The organism is Achromobacter sp. ACM01, assembly GCF_014851745.1.
GTDB lineage: Bacteria > Pseudomonadota > Gammaproteobacteria > Burkholderiales > Burkholderiaceae_B > Achromobacter > Achromobacter aegrifaciens.
In genome coordinates this window covers 30,581-47,920 of record NZ_JACVAF010000012.1, presented here as the reverse complement: position 1 = coordinate 47,920, position 17,340 = coordinate 30,581, and the positions used below count along the sequence as shown (strand labels likewise).

The 17,340-nt window shown below is 64.9% G+C and carries 15 protein-coding genes and 1 pseudogene; 8 read left to right on the top strand and 8 right to left on the bottom strand.

Going from position 1 to position 17,340, the window contains the following annotated elements:
- Position 1: 1 nt before the first annotated feature.
- The gene (locus IB268_RS30300; protein ID WP_119450725.1) at positions 2-1,960 is read left to right on the top strand and encodes a LapD/MoxY N-terminal periplasmic domain-containing protein; all 1,959 of its coding nucleotides are present in this window, start codon (positions 2-4) and stop codon (positions 1,958-1,960) included.
- A gap of 47 nt (positions 1,961-2,007) precedes the next feature.
- Here IB268_RS30300 and IB268_RS30295 read toward each other — a convergent pair whose 3' ends face one another.
- Genes IB268_RS30295 through IB268_RS30285 form a run of 3 tightly spaced genes read right to left on the bottom strand, consistent with a single transcriptional unit; the run spans position 2,008 to position 5,374 of the window.
- Positions 2,008-2,847, bottom strand: coding sequence for a M48 family metallopeptidase (locus tag IB268_RS30295; RefSeq protein ID WP_054458568.1), 840 nt, complete (start codon positions 2,845-2,847; stop codon positions 2,008-2,010).
- 37 nt (positions 2,848-2,884) lie between these two features.
- On the bottom strand, positions 2,885-3,955 hold the full coding sequence (gene aroC / locus IB268_RS30290; RefSeq protein ID WP_054458570.1) for a chorismate synthase: 1,071 nt from the start codon (positions 3,953-3,955) through the stop codon (positions 2,885-2,887).
- 36 nt (positions 3,956-3,991) lie between these two features.
- Entirely contained in the window at positions 3,992-5,374 is a 1,383-nt protein-coding gene (locus IB268_RS30285) for a bifunctional diguanylate cyclase/phosphodiesterase (protein ID WP_054458572.1), read from the bottom strand.
- 509 nt (positions 5,375-5,883) lie between these two features.
- Between IB268_RS30285 and IB268_RS30280 the strand changes: the two genes are divergently transcribed.
- Entirely contained in the window at positions 5,884-7,857 is a 1,974-nt protein-coding gene (locus tag IB268_RS30280) for an EAL domain-containing protein (protein WP_192355279.1), read from the top strand.
- Between the two features lie 95 nt (positions 7,858-7,952).
- Positions 7,953-9,398 carry a sensor histidine kinase KdpD gene (locus IB268_RS30275; RefSeq protein ID WP_225591534.1) on the top strand — a complete coding sequence of 482 codons (1,446 nt, stop codon included), beginning with the start codon at positions 7,953-7,955 and terminating at the stop codon, positions 9,396-9,398.
- Positions 9,399-9,413: 15 nt separating this feature from the next.
- Here IB268_RS30275 and IB268_RS30270 read toward each other — a convergent pair whose 3' ends face one another.
- The 3 genes from IB268_RS30270 to IB268_RS30260 all read right to left on the bottom strand — a co-directional run bounded on the left by IB268_RS30270 (position 9,414) and on the right by IB268_RS30260 (position 12,204).
- Positions 9,414-10,133: a response regulator transcription factor gene (locus IB268_RS30270; RefSeq protein ID WP_054458575.1), complete on the bottom strand. Its 720-nt coding sequence runs from the start codon at positions 10,131-10,133 to the stop codon at positions 9,414-9,416.
- Between the two features lie 215 nt (positions 10,134-10,348).
- Complete coding sequence (locus IB268_RS30265) at positions 10,349-11,836, bottom strand: YdiU family protein (RefSeq protein ID WP_192355277.1); 1,488 nt, start codon at positions 11,834-11,836, stop codon at positions 10,349-10,351.
- Positions 11,833-12,204, bottom strand: coding sequence for a DUF2069 domain-containing protein (locus IB268_RS30260; RefSeq protein WP_054458579.1), 372 nt, complete (start codon positions 12,202-12,204; stop codon positions 11,833-11,835). Before IB268_RS30260 ends, IB268_RS30265 begins: the two co-directional genes overlap by 4 nt.
- 17 nt (positions 12,205-12,221) lie before the next feature.
- On the opposite strand from IB268_RS30260, the gene IB268_RS30255 reads away from it, so the two are divergent.
- Together IB268_RS30255 and IB268_RS30250 are read left to right on the top strand one after the other, a co-directional pair.
- Positions 12,222-13,535: a YihY family inner membrane protein gene (locus IB268_RS30255; RefSeq protein ID WP_054458580.1), complete on the top strand. Its 1,314-nt coding sequence runs from the start codon at positions 12,222-12,224 to the stop codon at positions 13,533-13,535.
- Positions 13,536-13,573: 38 nt separating this feature from the next.
- Entirely contained in the window at positions 13,574-14,032 is a 459-nt protein-coding gene (locus IB268_RS30250) for a CBS domain-containing protein (protein WP_054458582.1), read from the top strand.
- Between the two features lie 28 nt (positions 14,033-14,060).
- On the opposite strand, the gene dusA is transcribed toward IB268_RS30250, so the two are convergent.
- Positions 14,061-15,077, bottom strand: coding sequence for a tRNA dihydrouridine(20/20a) synthase DusA (gene dusA, locus IB268_RS30245; protein WP_082401337.1), 1,017 nt, complete (start codon positions 15,075-15,077; stop codon positions 14,061-14,063).
- A 185-nt stretch (positions 15,078-15,262) separates the two neighbouring features.
- Between dusA and IB268_RS30240 the strand changes: the two genes are divergently transcribed.
- Both IB268_RS30240 and IB268_RS31160 read left to right on the top strand, forming a co-directional pair.
- Positions 15,263-16,231, top strand: a complete 969-nt coding sequence (locus IB268_RS30240; RefSeq protein ID WP_054458586.1) for a homoserine kinase — start codon at positions 15,263-15,265, stop codon at positions 16,229-16,231.
- Between the two features lie 66 nt (positions 16,232-16,297).
- On the top strand, positions 16,298-17,101 hold the full coding sequence (locus tag IB268_RS31160; protein ID WP_054458588.1) for a BPSS1780 family membrane protein: 804 nt from the start codon (positions 16,298-16,300) through the stop codon (positions 17,099-17,101).
- Positions 17,102-17,110: 9 nt separating this feature from the next.
- On the opposite strand, the pseudogene IB268_RS31225 reads toward IB268_RS31160, so the two are convergent.
- Positions 17,111-17,218 (bottom strand): annotated as a pseudogene (locus tag IB268_RS31225) (DUF192 domain-containing protein); the annotation flags it as partial.
- On the opposite strand from IB268_RS31225, the gene IB268_RS31150 reads away from it, so the two are divergent.
- Positions 17,187-17,333 carry a hypothetical protein gene (locus IB268_RS31150; protein WP_225589319.1) on the top strand — a complete coding sequence of 49 codons (147 nt, stop codon included), beginning with the start codon at positions 17,187-17,189 and terminating at the stop codon, positions 17,331-17,333. The pseudogene IB268_RS31225 and the gene IB268_RS31150 overlap by 32 nt on opposite strands.
- The last annotated feature ends 7 nt before the right edge of the window (positions 17,334-17,340 follow it).

Genomic DNA, 17,340 nt, shown 5'->3' with positions numbered 1-17,340 from the left:
TATGTCCATACTTCGACAGCTATTGCTCAGCGTTACCCTCGCCATCGGCGTCATCCTGCTGGGCACGCTCGCGCTCAGCGTGAATTCCGCCCGGGAGTACCTGTCCGGCCAACTGCAAGTGCAAAGCACGGACGCCGCCGTGTCGCTGGCGCTGTCGCTGTCGCAGCCCGCGAACAACGACCCGGTCGTGCAAGAGCTGCTGGTGTCGGCGCTGTACGACGGCGGGCATTTCTCGCTGGTGCGCTTAAGCGATCCGGAGGGCAAGGTCCTGATCGAACGGAAATCCACGGCCACCGCGGCGTCAGTCCCCGCCTGGTTTCAGGCACTGGCTCCCTTGACGACGCAATCGGCCAGCCATGCCGTCAGCGACGGCTGGCGCCAGATCGGCGAGGTCACGCTGATCGCCAACGACGCCTATGCCTGGGAAGCCCTGTGGCGCAGCAGCCTCAAGATGATCGCCCTGGTGGTGGGCGCCGGCATTCTTTGGGCCGTGTTCGCCTTCATGCTGGTGGGCTGGATCAAGAACCGCCTGCTGCGTGAAATCAGCGATCACGTGCGCAGCATCGGCCAGGAATCCCCGACGGAACAGGTCGAGGCGCGCGTGCCTGAACTGTCCGGGGTGGTGCAGGCGTTGAACCAGACCCGCGAACGCATCCATGCCAGCGTCGAAGAACAGAACGCCAAGATCGAATCGCTGGAACTGGAACTGAACCAGGACCCGGTCACGGGCCTGCCCAACCGCAAGTACTTCGTCAACGAGTTCCGCCGCGCGCTGGAAGCCCCTGCCCTCACGACCGGCCGCAGCATCGACGGCGGCCACGTCCTGGTGTTCCGCCAGCGCGACCTGGCGGACCTGAATCGCCATATGCCGCGCGAGTTCATCGACCAATGGCTGCGCACGGCCTGCGAACGCATCCGCGGCACGCTCAAGAGCATGCATGTGGCATCGCCCCTGCTGGCCCGTCTGAACGGCTCGGATTTCGCCTTGCTGCTGCCCGGCTGCGCGGCGCCGCAGGCCATGATGGTGGCCGAACAGGTACGCGCCGACCTGCACGCGTCCCGCATCCCCGTGGGTGAAGGACATCTGTGCCGCTGGGCGCAGGCCATGACCGACTATGGCCACGGCAGCCAGGCCGGGCCGGTGCTTGCCCGCCTGGACTTCGGCTTGATGCGGGCGGAAAGCGCCGGCAACGACCATGTCGTGATCGCTGGCGCGACCGACATGCAGTCGCCTTCGGAATCGGGCGAACGCGCCTGGAAGGACGCGATCCAATCCGCTTTGGAAGAGCACCGCTTCGAGCTGGCCACGGAAGCCCTGCAAGCCACCGACGGCAGCACCGTCCGCACCGAAGCGATGCTGATGCTGCGAACCGCGGCCGACCAGGTGCCGATACCCGCCACGCTGTTCATCCCGCCGGCCGTGCGTCTGGATCTGGTGGCCGATTGCGACCTGGAGGCCGTGAGCCTGGGACTGGACTGGCTGGCCGCCAACCCTGGCGAATTGGCTGTTCGGGTGGCTCTGCCCTCGTTGCGGGGCCAGAAGTTCTTCCGCCAATTGGCGCTGCTGCTGACCGAACACCGGTCTCTGGCGCGGCGCCTGTACCTGGAAATCGATGCGCACGGCCTGGTGGAATGCCATGAGCAGATCGCCACGCTGGCCCGCGTCGCCTCGGAGTTCGGCACGCATATCGGCGTGCGCCGCCTGGCTCAGCAGTTCGGCGCAGTTGCGCAACTGCACACCCTGCCCTTGTCGTACGTGAAACTGGGCGGCGGCTTCGTCGGCGGCATGTCCCAAAGCCCCGGCAGCCAGCAGTTGACGGCATCGGTGCTGGAAACCGCGCGCGGCCTGAAGATAGCGGTCTATGCAGAAGATGTGCCGGATGCCGAAACCCAACGCATCCTGGCCAGGCTGGGCATCGCCGTCATGCGCGGCCCCGGCGTCAAGACAGCCGCGGCATAAGACAGCGGATCGAGGCGGCCGTAATAGTCACGGCCGCCGCAAGAGCCTCAGCGGGAGGCTTTGCCCTTGGACTGTTCGTACAGCGGCAGCACCTGCTGGGCTGCGGCCTGCAGATCGCTGATGCGCGATGCGGCGGACGGGTGAGTCGACAGGATCTCGGGCGGTGCGCTGCCCTGGTCGGCCGCGCCCATTTTCTGCCACAGCGTCACGGCGGCGCGCGGATCGAATCCCGCCCTGGCCGCAAGCTCCACACCCATGCGGTCGGCTTCGGTTTCATGCGTGCGGCTATTGGGCAGCGTGAACATGACGCTGGTGAACTGTCCGCCCAAGTCGGACGCCGCGGAAGAACCCGTGGCGATCGCCAGCACCGACAGCCCCAGATTGGTCGCCATCTGCTGGGACACTCGTTCGCGCGCGTGCTCCCGCAAGGCGTGCGAAATCTCATGGCCCAGCACCGCCGCCAGCTCATCGTCCGTGGGCTTGATCTTGCCAAGCAGGCCCGTGTAGACAGCGATCTTGCCGCCCGGCATGCACCAGGCATTGATCTCGTTGCTGGACAGCACATGCACTTCCCATTTCCAGCTGGCGGCGTCAGGCCGGAAGACTCCTGCCTGCGCGATCAGCCGCTGGGAAATGGTGCGGACCCGCGCCACCTGTTGGGGGTCGCGGTCCAGCAGGCCCTTGGCCTGCGCCTGCTTGAGTATGTCGGCGTACTGCTGGGTCGCTTCCTGTTCCAGCGCCTGCGAAGGCACCATGCTGGACATGTACTGGGTCCGGTTGACGCCAATGGCGCCCGACTGCGTGGTATTCATGCCCGTGCAGCCCGCCAGGGCTGCCAGCGCGAGCGCTGCACCCGCGTTGCGCAGCAGAAGACGTTTCCGGTTCATGGCAGACCTCCCAGGCAATTCGAAGAGCAACAGCGTATCAGACTACCGGATCGCCACACTGGCCGCGGTGGCGCAAGGCGTGGTCGATCAAGACCAGCGCCAGCATCGCCTCAGCGATGGGCGTGGCGCGGATGCCGACGCAAGGGTCATGGCGACCCAGCGTCTGCACCATGACCGGGTCATTGGCGCGGTTCACGGAGCGGCGCTCGACGCGGATACTGGAGGTAGGCTTGATGGCCAGCGAAACGGTGACTGGCTGGCCAGTGGAAATGCCGCCCAGCACCCCACCCGCGTTATTGGTCAGGAAACCGTCCGGAGTGATTTCGTCGCCGTGCTCCGAGCCGCGCTGAGCGATGCTGTCAAAGCCCGCGCCGATCGACACGCCCTTCACGGCATTCAGGCCCATCATGACGTGCGCGATGTCGGCGTCCAGCCGGTCATAGATCGGTTCGCCCCAGCCCGCGGGCAGGTTCTCGGCCACGACCTCGATCCGGGCGCCGACGGAGTCGCCGTCGCGGCGCAACTGGTCCATGTAGGCCTCCAGTTCGGGCACGACTGCGGCATTGGGCGCATAGAACGGATTATTGGGAACCTCTTCCCAGGAATCGAAGGGGATTGCAATGGGCCCCAACTGGCTCATGTAGCCGCGCACCTTGACGCCGTATTGCTCCGCCAGCCATTTCTTGGCGATGGCGCCTGCCGCGACGGTCGGCGCCGTCAGGCGCGCCGAAGAACGGCCGCCCCCGCGCGGATCGCGCACGCCGAACTTGCGCCAATAGGCATAGTCGGCATGGCCCGGTCGAAACGTGTCGGCGATGTTGGAGTAGTCCTTGCTGCGCGCGTCTGTGTTGCGGATCAGCAGGCCGATGGGCGTACCCGTGGTCACTCCCTCGTATACGCCCGACAGGATTTCCACCTGGTCGGCTTCCTGGCGCTGCGTAACATGGCGCGACGTGCCGGGACGGCGACGGTCCAGTTCGAGCTGGATGTCGGAGGCATCCAGCGACAGCCCCGGAGGACAGCCGTCCACGACGCAACCGATGGCTGGCCCGTGGGATTCGCCGAAATTGGTGACGGTAAAGAGGGTACCTAGGGTATTGCCGGGCATAGGGAGTCAACAGGTGGGGTTTGCAAGCAACCCCGATTATGACACCGCCGAGGCCAAAGCCTGGATTTCGGAGGCCGGTGCGGGACGTCCCAACAGGAAACCCTGCATGACCCGGCATCCCAGCGACTTCAGGATTTCACGCTGGCCCTCGGTTTCGACGCCCTCGGCCACCACCGGCAGATGCATCGCCTGGCACAGGCCGAACAGCGCCGAGACCACCTCGCGGCTGCCGGCGTCGGATTCCAGCGCTGAGATGAAGCTGCGGTCGATCTTGACCCAATCGATCGGCAGGCAGCGCAGGTGGTTCAGGCTGGAATAGCCGCAGCCGAAGTCGTCCAGCGCCACACCGATGCCCATCGCCCGCAACGTGTTCAGGATCTTCACGTGCCGTTCGTAGTGCAGGATGAAGAGAGATTCCGTGATTTCCAGCACCAGCTTGCGCGGGGCAAGGTTTGCGGCCGCAAGCGCATTCGACACGAGTTCGACCAGGCCATCCTCGTTCATCTGCTTGACTGACAGGTTCACATGCACGCGCCAGGTCGCCGGCCATAACGCAGCCTGGGTACATGCCCGCTCCAGTATCCAGGCCCCCAGCGGCACGATCAGGCCGCTGCGCTCGGCCAATTCGATGGTCACCGCGGGCGAGACGCTGCCGAGCACGGGGTGATGCCAGCGCAGCAGCGCCTCGCAGCCCTGCACCATGCCGGTGCCGCTGTCACAGACCGGCTGGTAATACAGTTCGAACTGATCCATGTCCGGCGTGGTCAGCGCCAGCCGCAGGTCGTTCTCCAGCCCCTGCTGGTCGCGCTGGCGCGCCAGCATGCGGAAATCGAACAGGTTCCAGCCCGGCCCGCCGCGCTCCTTCAGCGGCAGCAAGGCGACCTGCACGCAGCGCTGCAGTTCTTCCACGCTGCGGCCATGCTCGGGATACAGGGCAGCGCCGACGCGGAACATCGCCATCAGGGGACGCCCGCCGAGTTCGTAAGGCACGCTCAGGGCTTCCAGCAGCTTGGCCGACACCTGAGCGGCTCCGGCCTCATCCACGTCGGGTGCGCAGACCGTGAACGCATCCGCCCCCGAACGCGCCACCATGCCGCCCATGGACCGGCAGATCAGGCCCAGGCGATTGGCCACCTGCACCAGCAGAGCCTGGTCTTCGCCGGCGCGCAACATGGCGCTGATCTCGGCGTATTGCTCGAAGCTCACCAGAAAGAAAGCGCCGCGGCGCGAACGGCCCTCGGCATCGTTGAGCCAGGCACGGGCGCGCCGGTGCAATTCCTGCTGATTCAGGACCCCGGTCAGTTCATCGCGCGTCAGGCGTTGACGCAGCAGGCGTTCCCTGCGTACGAAGACCCAGCATATCGCTACAAGTGCGCCCGCAAGCGTCAGGCACAGTGCGAGCAGGTAACTCTCACGCACGAAGCCCCCTATCCATAAGCCCCTGGCGTTGCGGTTCGAAAGGGAACCCAAGGACTGTAACATTTTTTAAAATATGCATTATTTTCGCAAAAAACGCCACACTTCAGAGGCAACGCACCTCTTTTCCCTGTATTCCTACGGTTACTTTGGTTGCTCACGGAGGGTTTGGGATGAGCCACGGCAGACTGGCGCCGGCCCTTGCGCCATGCTCGCCTACTACTTACGACAGCTACACCCGAAAAATTAATACACCGTGTCTCGATAGTTGTCATTGAAAATCAGACAGCTTCGAAATAATTGCACACCTTGGCGTCTTACGGCGTGAATTTAGTAATATTCGGCACGTTCTGTGACATGTAGAATTGCTGTACCACTGATGTATTAGTGACTCGTATCACACCCGTATCCCGGCCCTCCAGCCCTGATCTCGATCCGACGCCATTCCATCCGGACACCTGGCAGTCCTCAGTGCAGGCCACGCAACGGCCAGGAAGGGAACCTCCAAATACATGTCCACATTCCGCCGGCTACTTTTCTTCACCGCCCTCCTGATCGGCCTCGTTCTGCTCGGCGCACAGACGGTGGGAATGCTGGCCGCGCACCGCTATCTGAGCGCGGAGTTGGCGCGGCAAAGCGACGACGGCGCTAATGCGCTGGCCTGGGCCTTGTCGCATGCGGCCGCCGCCCCCGAAGAACGGACTGCGCTGGTGGATGACATGTTTGCAGGAGGGGAATATGCGCTGGTGCGCATCGCGGACGACAATGGGGCGCCTGTCGTCGAACGGCAAACGCCGCAAACCGACCCACAAACCAGAGAGCACGATTGGCGCGATGCCTGGCTGAACATGGCCGCACCCGCCGTATCGCGGCCTTACGCTGCGCCAGACGGCAGTTCACAAGGCGTCGTGACCGTGCAAGCAGATTCGCGGACTGCTCGCGATACGCTATGGCAAGGCGGCGTGCGGGTCCTGGGACTGGTGCTGGCCGCGAGCCTGCTGTGGGCCCTGTTCTGCGTGAATCTGGCGCGGCGAATAGAAGCGCGCATCTCACGCGACGTCCGTGAACGCGAGCGCGCGCTCGCGCCTGGCGACCGCAAGACATCGAATGGCGCCAGCGAACAGGCGGGTGTCGACCAAGCGCTGGTGGACGCGCAACGCCTGGTCGCCGCCACGGTCCAGGAACAGAATGCTCGGATCGAATCGCTACAGAGCGAGATCTACAGGGATCCCGTCACCCGGCTGCACAACCGCAAGTATTTTGTCGACCAATTCAGATTGGCGCTGGCGGACAAGGACCCTGATGCGGGCGGCCATCTGCTGATGTTTCGTCAACGCGATTTGGCGCAGATCAACCGGCACCTCTCGCGCGCGTTCACGGACCAGTGGCTGCGCTCGTCTTCGGACCGGCTGCGCAAGCTGGTCGCTGAATTCGGCGCTCCGGGGGCCATGCTCGCGCGCATCAGCGGTTCGGATTTTGCGCTGCTGCTGCCCCGCGCCTCGGCGCCTCAGGCCAGCCTGCTGGCCGAGCGGGTGCGGCGCGAACTGCGCTCGCTGCGCGTGCCCATGGACAAGCATGAATCCTGCCGCTGGGCCCTGGCGATGGCCACCTACGCGCCAGGAGACAGCATGAGCGACATCCTGGCACGGCTGGATCACGCGCTGATGTGCGCCGAAAGCGCCGACGACGACCAGATAGCCTCGGCCAGCCGCGCGCCGGACAGCACGCACATCGGCGAATACAGCTGGCACGACGCTCTGGTCACGGCGCTCGAACAACACAGGTTCTCGTTGTCCGTGCAGCCTCTGCACGATCTTTCCGGCGGCCTGCTGCACCAGGAAGCCAGCCTGACCCTGCACGATACCAGCGGCGCCGACCCCGTTCCGGCTTCGATCTTCATGCCTCCCGCCGTCCGCCTCGGCCTGTCCGCCGAATGCGACATACAAGCCATCCGCCTGGGGCTGGACTGGCTGTATGCGCGCTCCGGCGCGCTGGCAGTGCCGATTTCGCTGGCATCGATCGCCCAACCGTCGTTCCAGTCCAGGCTTCAACGCATGCTGGCCGACCGCCCCGCCCTGAGCGCGCGCCTGATCGTGGAAATCGACGCGGCGGCCCTGGCCGCTCAGGGAACCGACCTGCACCCGCTTTGCGACATCGTCGTGGCTGCGGGCGCCCGCGTCGGTGTAAGCCGACTGTCGTACCAGTTCGGCGCCATCGAGCACCTGCACGAATTCCCCTTGTCCTATCTGAAGCTGTGCGGCGGCTTCATCGCCGGCCTGCTCCACAGTCCGGGCAGCCAGCACCTCGCCGCCACGGTGGTGGCCACCGCGGCCGCGCTGAATATCGCGGTCTACGCCGAGGACGTGCCAGACATTGCCACGCAAAACGTCCTGGCGGGCCTGGGCGTCCATGCCATGCGCGGGCCTGTCGTAAACTCCGCCCAGACGCACGACATCGCACCTGATCATCCATGGGTTTCCAGTTGACGGAAGGCATGCTGCTTCGCATCTGTTGGCTTTTTCGCGCCCGCTGGCCTTCCCGCCTGCGGCGCACCGGTAACGCCTCCGCGGTTCGGCAAGCCATGCTGCCTCGCGTGGGGATGCTGCTATGCGCCTTGCTCGGCCCCGACGCGGCGCTGGCCTACGGCGTAGGCGTTTCACACGAAGACCTGCATCTGGGCCTGACAGCCGGTGTCGCCACGGCCTGTGGCGTGGCCTGCGCAGTCGCATGGGCGGCCACCCGCAATGCCATTTTCGGCGCGGGGCTGGCCTTCATGTTGATCGAAGGGGTTTTCCGCTCCATGCCCACGCTGTTGCCGGCGGCGGCGCTGCAAGCCGGCTCCTATGCCGCCCTGCTGGCGCTCACGGCGCCCATCCTCAAAGAAGCATCCGCCGACAAACTGGCGACGGCCTGCCGCTGGGCCAGCCTGGCCTTGACGCTGGTAGCGGTACTGGCGCTGATCGTCGCATACGCCCCGGGCAACGGCGTCGTGTCCGCCGCCATCGCCGGGGCCTGCGCCATCGCCAGTCTGCCGCTGGCCACCTGGTTCATGGTCCGCGCCGCCAGTCCGTCGCCAGCTCGAGCGGCCGCGCTGGCCTTGGCCGGCGCCTATGGCATCTCGGCCTGGCTGCTGGGACAGGACGCCTGGCTGCCCCAGGCCGCGGCAGGAACGATCGCCGAATTGGCGCGACTGCTGCTGGTGTCTAGCGCCTTGATCCTGCTGGCGATCCATCAGCACGGCCACCCGCCACTGGGGTCGAAACGCGCAGGCCACGAGCACGCCGACGCGGAACACCTTGCCCAAGGCGAACTGCGGCTGGCAGAACTGGCCGGCGCGCTGGATACGCAGCGCCAGATGAACGCACTGATCTCGCACGAACTGCGCGCACCGCTGGCCACCGTCAGCGCGGCAGCCCAATCCCTGGACATGATACTTGCCGAGAGCGGCGAGGCCGTGGACAACCGCCTGGCGCGCATTCATCGGTCGGTCGCACGGATGACCGAACTCATGGATCAGTTGCTGAACCAGGACAGGCTGGGCGAACAGGCCTGGATGCCGCGCGGCGAACAAACGGACATGGCGGATCTGGTGCTCGATGTCGTCACCGCCATGCAGCCCGATACGGCGCATGCGCTGATGGTGCAAGCCAGCCCCTCCCTGCCGGTCTACTGCGACCGTCCGCTGACCAGCGTGGTGGTACGCAACCTGATCCACAATGCCATCAAGTATTCGCCGGCGAATGAGCCCGTGCGCATAGAAACCGGCGAAACCCGGGTGGGCGCCATTCCCATGGCGTGGGTCGCCGTCACCGACCGCGGCCCGGGCATAGGCGTCGAGGAACAGGCCAAAATCTTCGAACCGCATTTCCGGCGCACAGCGCACCGCGAAACGCAAGGCATGGGTATCGGGCTCTACCTGGCCCGGCGCATCTGCCAGAACCAGGGCGGCACACTGACCATGGAAAGCGAAGTAGGCGTAGGCACGCGCTTCGTCGTCACCCTGCCGGCCAGCGCTCCGGCGGCTTGACCGCCTCTGGCGGGTTCAGGCCGCGAACACGTAGCCCTGGCCGCGCACCGACAGCACGGGGAGCTTCAGGCCCGCGCTTTGCGCCTTGGCGCGCAAACGGCTGACCAGCACGTCGATGCGGCGCAATTCGAAGCCGCCCGGGCTGTCCGGCAGGAACAATTCCGCCAGGACCTGACGGCTGACCGCGCTGCCGGCGGCATCCATCAGGGCAACCAGGAAGGTCCGTTCCTGGGCGCTCAGATGCAGCGAGGCGCCATCCGGCGCAACCAGGATCCAGCCCCCGTCCTGCAGAGACCACGAAGTGTCCGCGGTGGCGCGCGTTTCCGCATCCACCGGCCGAGGCGCCTTCGCAAGACGCATCCGACGAGCCAAACTACGGATGACGGAACTGAGTTCCAGCAGATCCACTGGCTTGGTCATGTAGACATCGGCGCCGCCTTCCAGGCCGCGCACCCGGTCTTCCAGCGCGCTGCGACCTGTCAGCATGACGATACCGACGGGGCTGAGGGCGCGCAGGCGGGTCGCCACGGAGAAACCGTCTTCACCGGGCAGGTGGGCGTCAAGAATGACGATGTCGCAGGGTTGTTCCTGCAACCGGCGATAAAACGCCGCGGCATTATCACAGGCGAATGCCACCCGGAAACCATAGCCACCCAAGCCTAACGCCAACTCCTCCCGGAAGTCGGCGTCATCCTCAAGCAGACCGATACACAGCAAACCATCTGCGCCAGCCATATTTAGAGTGCTTTATTTTGAAGATTATCGACAAATGCCCCGCGGACGCAGAGTCCCCGGGTATTCCGTTGGCGACAATCTTACGTCTTTTACAATGGAAACGAATGATTGCAATGAAAAAAACTGCGATATTCCTTGTCCAAATGGTTATTTTCCCGTAAATCGCGGGAAAACGGCTTTCGCAAATGTCCCGGTTGTTCGGCTGGCGGCCGGTTTCAAGACGAACAGCTGACCTCCAGGCTGCCCGCCCAATCCGGCGGCAAACCCGCATACCGCTCATACCTCGGCTGGGCCTCGTAGGGGTTGCGCAGCAACCTCATCAAGGTATCGATCTCGCTTGCATCGCCGGTCTTGGCCGCCCGAATCGCCTCTTCCGCCAGGTGATTGCGCAGCACGTATAGCGGATTCACGCCATTCATGCCCGCGGTTACATCCTGCATCGGCCGGCCGTCCTGCGCGTGCCGCGCCACCAAACGATCCAGCCAGGCTCCTGCCGCCGGCCGGTCGATGAACAGGTCCTCGAACGCGCTACGCTGGCCCGACAAGGCGTCGGCCAGGCGACGCCAGGTCAAGGTGAAGTCCGCCTGATTGGCGTCCATCAGCTTGAGCAGATCGTCCAGCAACGCTTCGTCGGCCGGTCGCCATGCGACCAGGCCCAGCTTGGCGCCCATGCGGTCATGGAAGGCACGCGTGAAGACCGGCTCAAATTCATCCAGGACTGCTCGCAGGCCTTCTACATCCTGCACCAGCGCGTGCAGGCTGCCACCCAGGCGATAAAGGTTCCAGAGGGCGACGGACGGCTGGCGGTTCCAGGAATAGCGCCCTTCCGAGTCCGAGTGATTACAGACATGGCCCAGCCGGAAACCGTCCATGAAACCGTAGGGGCCATAATCCAGCGTCAGCCCCAATATGGACATGTTGTCGGTATTCATCACGCCATGGCAGAAGCCCACCGCCTGCCAGTCTGCCATCAGCAGCGCCGTACGCCGGGTGACGGCGCGCAGCAGGTTGATATAGGGCGTCGCGTCATTCGAGGGCTCGCCCGTTCCCGCTTCCCGGCATTCCGGGTAATAACGGTCTATGACGTAATCCGCCAGCGTCTTCAGCATTTCGGGCTGGCGGCGCGACGACCAATGCTCGAAAGAGCCGAAGCGCACGAAACTGGGGGACATACGCGTCACAATTGCGGCTGTCTCCACCGTTTCCCGCATGACCGGGTCGTCGGACACCACCAGCGCCAGCGCCCGCGTCGTGGGCACGCCCAGCCCGTGCATGGCCTCGCTGGCCAGGTACTCTCGCACCGATGAGCGCAGCACCGCGCGGCCGTCGCCCATGCGCGAATACGGCGTCATGCCCGACCCCTTGAGCTGCAGCTCCCAATTGCCCTGCGGCCCCTCGACCTCGCCCAACAGATGGGCGCGGCCATCGCCCAACTGGCCGGCCCAGACGCCGAACTGATGGCCACTGTAGACCGCCGCCAGCGTATCGCCGCCTGGCAGCGGTTGGGCGCCGGAAAACACGCTCAGGAACTCGGGCGTGGACAGGGCCGACGGGTCCAGGCCGATCAGTTCCGCCGCTTCCGCATTGCCGTGCAGCAAGCGCGGATTATTCAAGGCCTGAGGCGCAAGCCGGGTGTAGAAGGCTGCGGGCAATGCCGCAAAGGAATTGACGACGCGCAGGTCGGACAACGTATGGGCGCTCATGCGCGTTGCCTCCTGGCAGCCCGTTTGGCAGGCCGCACGTAGAAAATGGCGCTAAGGAAGAAAATGGCCGACAGCAGGATCTCGCCCCAGGCCATCAACACGGATAGCGGAGCCGGATCCGACATGGCCCGCACCGCGCCCTCCATCAGGTAGAGCAGCGACAGCATCGAGGCCCACTGATAGGTATAAAGATTGCCGCGCAGGATGCCGCGCAGCGGAAACGCCAGCGGCAGGGCCTTGAGCAGCATCCAGGAACCGCCAGGCCGCAGCGGCGCCACCACGGTTTCCCAGGTGACGCAAAGCACGATCAGGGCGAACAGCGATACCGAGGCCAGCAGGCGCAAGCGGGGGTTGAGTTCAGGGTTCATGCTGCTATTATCGCCTGATGAATCGCCCCGCCGAGCCTGCCGCCGCGACGCCGGCGGCCACCGAGCACTCGACCTCGCGCTCTTCATGGATCGCGAGGGCCGGACGTGTTGTGCGCTTCAGCGCTGAACGCGCCAGCGAAGAGAAACTGCTGCAGGTCGCGTCCAGCCTCACCTTCACGACCGTCCTGGCCATCGTGCCGATGCTGGCCGTGGTCCTGTCGCTGTTTACTGCTTTTCCGGTATTCCAGGAATTCCGCGTCGCGCTCGAGGATTTCCTGACCAACAGCCTGATGCCGCCGTCCGTCTCGGACAACATCATGGATTACCTGAATCAGTTCGCGCGCCAGGCTTCACGCCTGACCGCCATCGGCGGCGTATTCCTGCTGATCACCTCGCTGTTGCTGATCATGACGATCGACAAGGCGTTCAACGACATCTGGCACGTGACGCGCCAACGCCCGCTGCGGCAGCGCGCGCTGGTGTACTGGGCCATCATCACGCTGGGCCCCGTCGTGGCCGGCGCCAGCCTTTGGGCGACTTCGTTCGTGGCGCGCGAATCGCTGGGCCTGGTGCGGGACGTGCCCGAAGCCGTCAGCGTTGCGGTGTCGTTCATCCCGCTGGTGTTGACCGCCCTGGGTTTTGCCACGCTGTTCGTCATGGTCCCAAACCGCGAGGTTCTTTGGCGCGATGCCCTGGTCGGGGGCTGCGTGACTGCGATCGTGCTGGAAATCATGAAGTCGGCCTTCGCCTACTACCTGACCCGCTTCCCCACCTACACCGTCATTTACGGCGCATTCGCCACCCTGCCCATCTTCCTGCTCTGGATCTACCTGTCATGGCTGGCCGTGCTGCTGGGAGCCATCCTGGCGTCCAGCGCGCCGCTGATCCGGCTGGGCCGCTGGGAAATCAACCGCTATCCGGGCGCGCCCTTCGTGGACGCCGTGGATGCGCTGCGCACGCTGCGCCAGGCGCAGACGGCCAATCCGCCCGGACTGCCCGCCAATCTGCTGGCCGCGCAATTGCGCCTGCACCAGGACGAACTGAACGAAGTCCTCGAAACCCTGGCTGAAATGGGCTTGGCGACGCGCAGCCCCGAAGGCCTCTGGGTTCTGACCTGCGACGCCCGGCAAACCTCGATGGAACCCGTGGTGGACCGTTTTCTGCTGGACCGCGGCCAGCCCAGGGTCCGCAATGACCCCGAGATATTGCGAGTCGCCTCGGCCGTGATTTCCCAGCAAAATGCGCCCACGCTGGAAGAAGTCTGCGGAGAAGCGCAAAATACCGAAAATGGAATCGCTCCCGTGCTGCAGCTGGAAGCGAAAAAGAATTAGCAAATAGCATTAGGGCGTAAACCGCCCAGGAGGAACCGATGTTGAAGGTCAGCGAGATTTTGCGCGTCAAGGGCGATACGCTCTATACGGCGTCGCCCGACATGCCTGTGTCCCAGGCCGTGCAAACAATGAGCGAGCAGGACATAGGCTCGCTGGTGATCATGGAATTCGGGACGCTGACCGGCATGCTCACGTTCCGCGAGATCATCCGCCACATGCATGCGCATGGCGGCGCCGGCGACACCACCATCCGTTCCATCATGGACGATGCCCCGGTCAGCGTGTCCCCCAACACCAGCGCCGACGAAGTGCAGCGCCTGATGCTCGAAAAGCACGCGCGCTACATTCCGGTCATGGACGGCCCCACCCTGATGGGCGTCATTTCGTTCTACGACATGGCCCAGGCCATCGTGGCGGCCCAGCAATTCGAAAACAACATGCTGAAGGCCTATATCCGCGATTGGCCCACGGAAAGCGCCGAACCGGCCAAGTCCTGAGCCCGCGGCCAGCTTGGCTGGCCCCTCGTCAAACCCCAGCCGGCGCCGCTTCGATCGCGGCGCCGCGCATATCCGGCGCATGCCGCTGGCTGCGCCAGGCATCGTAGATCAGTTCAGGGTTGTTCGCGGCCAGCAGGGCCGGATCGGACAGCATGCGGCGCCAGCGGCGCGCACCGGACTGGCCATTCACCAGCCCCAGCATGGGCCGCGTCATCACCCGCAGGGGCACGCCCCGCGCGACCTGCCGCGTCGCATATCCCATCATCGCGTCCACCACCTGCGCATCGCTGGGCAGCCGCAGCGACGGCCATAGCTGCAAGGACACCTCGGACAGCACTCGCGGCGTGTGCCAGGCAGCCCGGCCCAGCATGACACCGTCGAAATCGCCCGCGGCGCGCACGGACTGCTCGGCGTCGGCCAGACCGCCGTTGAGCACGAACGTGCAATCCGGGAAGTCGCGCTTCAATTGCCGCACCACGTCGTAGCGCAGAGGCGGAATCTCGCGGTTGTCCTTGGGCGTCAGGCCCTTGAGTACCGCATTGCGGGCATGGGCGATGAACACCCGGCAGCCGGTGTCGTAGATCTTGCCGACGAAATCGCGGACAAACGCGTAGGACTCGTCGTAATCCAGGCCAAGCCGGTGTTTGACGGTGACAGGGATATCCACGGCATCCTGCATGGCCTTCATGCAATCGGCCACCAGAGCGGGCTCCGCCATCAGGCAGGCGCCGAACGCGCCCTTCTGCACCCGTTCTGACGGGCAACCGCAATTCAGGTTGATCTCGTCGTAACCCCACTTTTTTCCCAGCCTGGCCGAATGCGCCAGGGCGTCGGGTTCGCTGCCGCCCAATTGCAAGGCCACGGGATGCTCGGCCTCGTCAAAGTCCAGGTGCCGCTCGACATTGCCGTGCAACAACGCGCCGGTGGTGATCATTTCCGTGTACAAGCGTGCGCGCGGCGCCAGCAGCCGGTGGAAATAACGGCAATGGCGGTCGGTCACATCGATCATGGGGGCGACGCACAGCCGCCAGTCGGGGGAGTCCAAGAATCACTCTACAAAACAAGGGGATGCGGTATTTTACGGTGCTTGGCGGCTTTGTGTCTGGCGGGCGGCCGTATCCGCTCCACCGCAAGTCGGACAGACTGGCCCGCCATGTGGTCTAAAATTGCGCCGCCGCAGCCGAAACCGGCATGCGCGCGCGCCCGTCAACCCCTAGATCCCGCACATCAATGGCCGTATTCACCCCTGTCTCCGAAGACGACGCTCGCGCCCTACTGGCGCATTTCGATCTGGGCGAGTTTGTCTCGCTTCGGGGGATTACGGCGGGTATCGAGAATACCAACTACTTCCTGTACACGACCCACGGCGAATATGTGCTGACGCTGTTCGAGGTGCTGACGCAGGCCCAGTTGCCTTTCTATATCGAGCTGATGTACCACCTGGCCGAGCGCGGCATTCCCGTGCCCCGGCCCCAGACCCTGCGCGACGGCACTCGCCTGACGACCCTGCACGGCAAGCCCTGCGCCATCGTTTCACGCCTGCCCGGCGGCTACGAACCCGCTCCCGGCCCGGCGCATTGCGCCCTGGCCGGCGCCACGCTGGCCCGCGCCCACCTGGCCGGACGCGACTTTCCGCTGCACCAGCCCAACCTGCGCGGACTGTCCTGGTGGCTGGAAACGGCACCCAAGGTCATGCCCTTCCTGGAACCGGCGCAAGCCCAACTGCTGTCGGCGGAGCTGGCCGACCAGCAGGCCGCCGCCGCGACGCCGGCCTGGCAGACATTGCAGACCGGCCCGGCCCACTGCGACCTGTTCCGGGACAACGTCCTGTTCGCCGGCACCTTCGAAGATCCGCTCATGGGCGGCATCATCGACTTCTACTTCGCCGGCTGCGACACCTGGCTGTTCGACGTGGCGGTGAGCGTCAACGACTGGTGCATCGAACGCGACACGGGTGAATTCGTGCCCGAACTGGTCGAGTCCTGGTTGGCAGCCTACGCGGCCGTGCGCCCGTTCACCGACGCGGAACGCGAGGTCTGGCCGCTGATGCTGCGGGCCGCCGCGCTGCGCTTCTGGATATCGCGCCTGTATGACTTTTTCCTGCCGCGGCCGGCTCAGACCCTGAAACCGCACGACCCCCGGCATTTCGAAAGAGTGTTGCAAGCGCGCCACCGCCCTGGCCTGCCAATATTGCCGTAACCGTTGCTCCCCCCATAATGGGGATAGCGCGTCCCTTTTTGAGAGATCACCCCCCTTTAAAGAGCCATGCAAGCAGCATTCCTCCCCGCGACATCCGGCTGGCAATGGGTCCGAGACGGCTTCCGTCTGTTCCGCAAGCAACCTCTGGCCATGTTCACCTGGGCCATGGCCATCAGCCTTCTGGTCATCTTCGCCACCGCGACGCCGCCGGTCGGACCCATACTGGTGGTGGCGCTGATGCCCATCATCACGCTGATGACGCTATCGGCGTGCAAGCATGTCGAAGCCGACCGCATCATGCTGCCCTCGATGTGGGCCAAGCCGCTCAAGCAGCCTGGCGTATTCAGGAAACTGTTCCTGATGGGGCTGCTGTACGCGGCGCTCTGCATTGCGACCGGCCTGATCATCTTCCTGCCATTCACGGACGCGATGGTCGAGGGCATGCGCATTGCCTCCGTGGAAAAGTCCATGGAGCCCATCCTGTCTGCCATGGCCGTTCCGCTGACTTTGTTCGCGATCGTGTATGTCGTGATCGCCGCGCTGTTCTGGCACGCCCCCGTCCTGGTCGCCTGGCATGGGCTGCGCCTGGTCCAGGCGCTGTTCTTCTCCGGCATCGCCTGCTGGCGCAACAAGCTGCCGTTCCTGGTCTACGGCGCCACCTGGATCCTGGTGTTTCTTTTCATCGACCTGTGCGCCGGCCTTCTGGTCGCCATCGGCCTGTCACCCCAGCTTGCCGGCACGCTGCAGATTCCCTTCAATATCGCCGCGGGTGGCGTGCTGTACTGCAGCTTCTATCCTGCCTATACCTCCGTATTCGGTATCGAGAACGCCGGCGCGCATCTCGACGACGGCAACGGCGCCCAGGCATGACGCCACGCGGCAGGGCGCCAGCGCCCTGCGCACCGCAAGCACCCTTCCCTGCCGCGATATGAATGCCACGTCGATGGCATAGCGCATGCCAAAGGTATGCACCGCGGCGCAATGCATCAGCAAGATGCCGGACCGCGGCCCCGGCGGCTTGCGTCCCAGCAAGCCGCGCGCGCGGCCGCAGCAGCTGGCGACCTTGAGTAGCCTGAGTCCGCCGCGCCGCGCCGATGGCTGACCGCCAG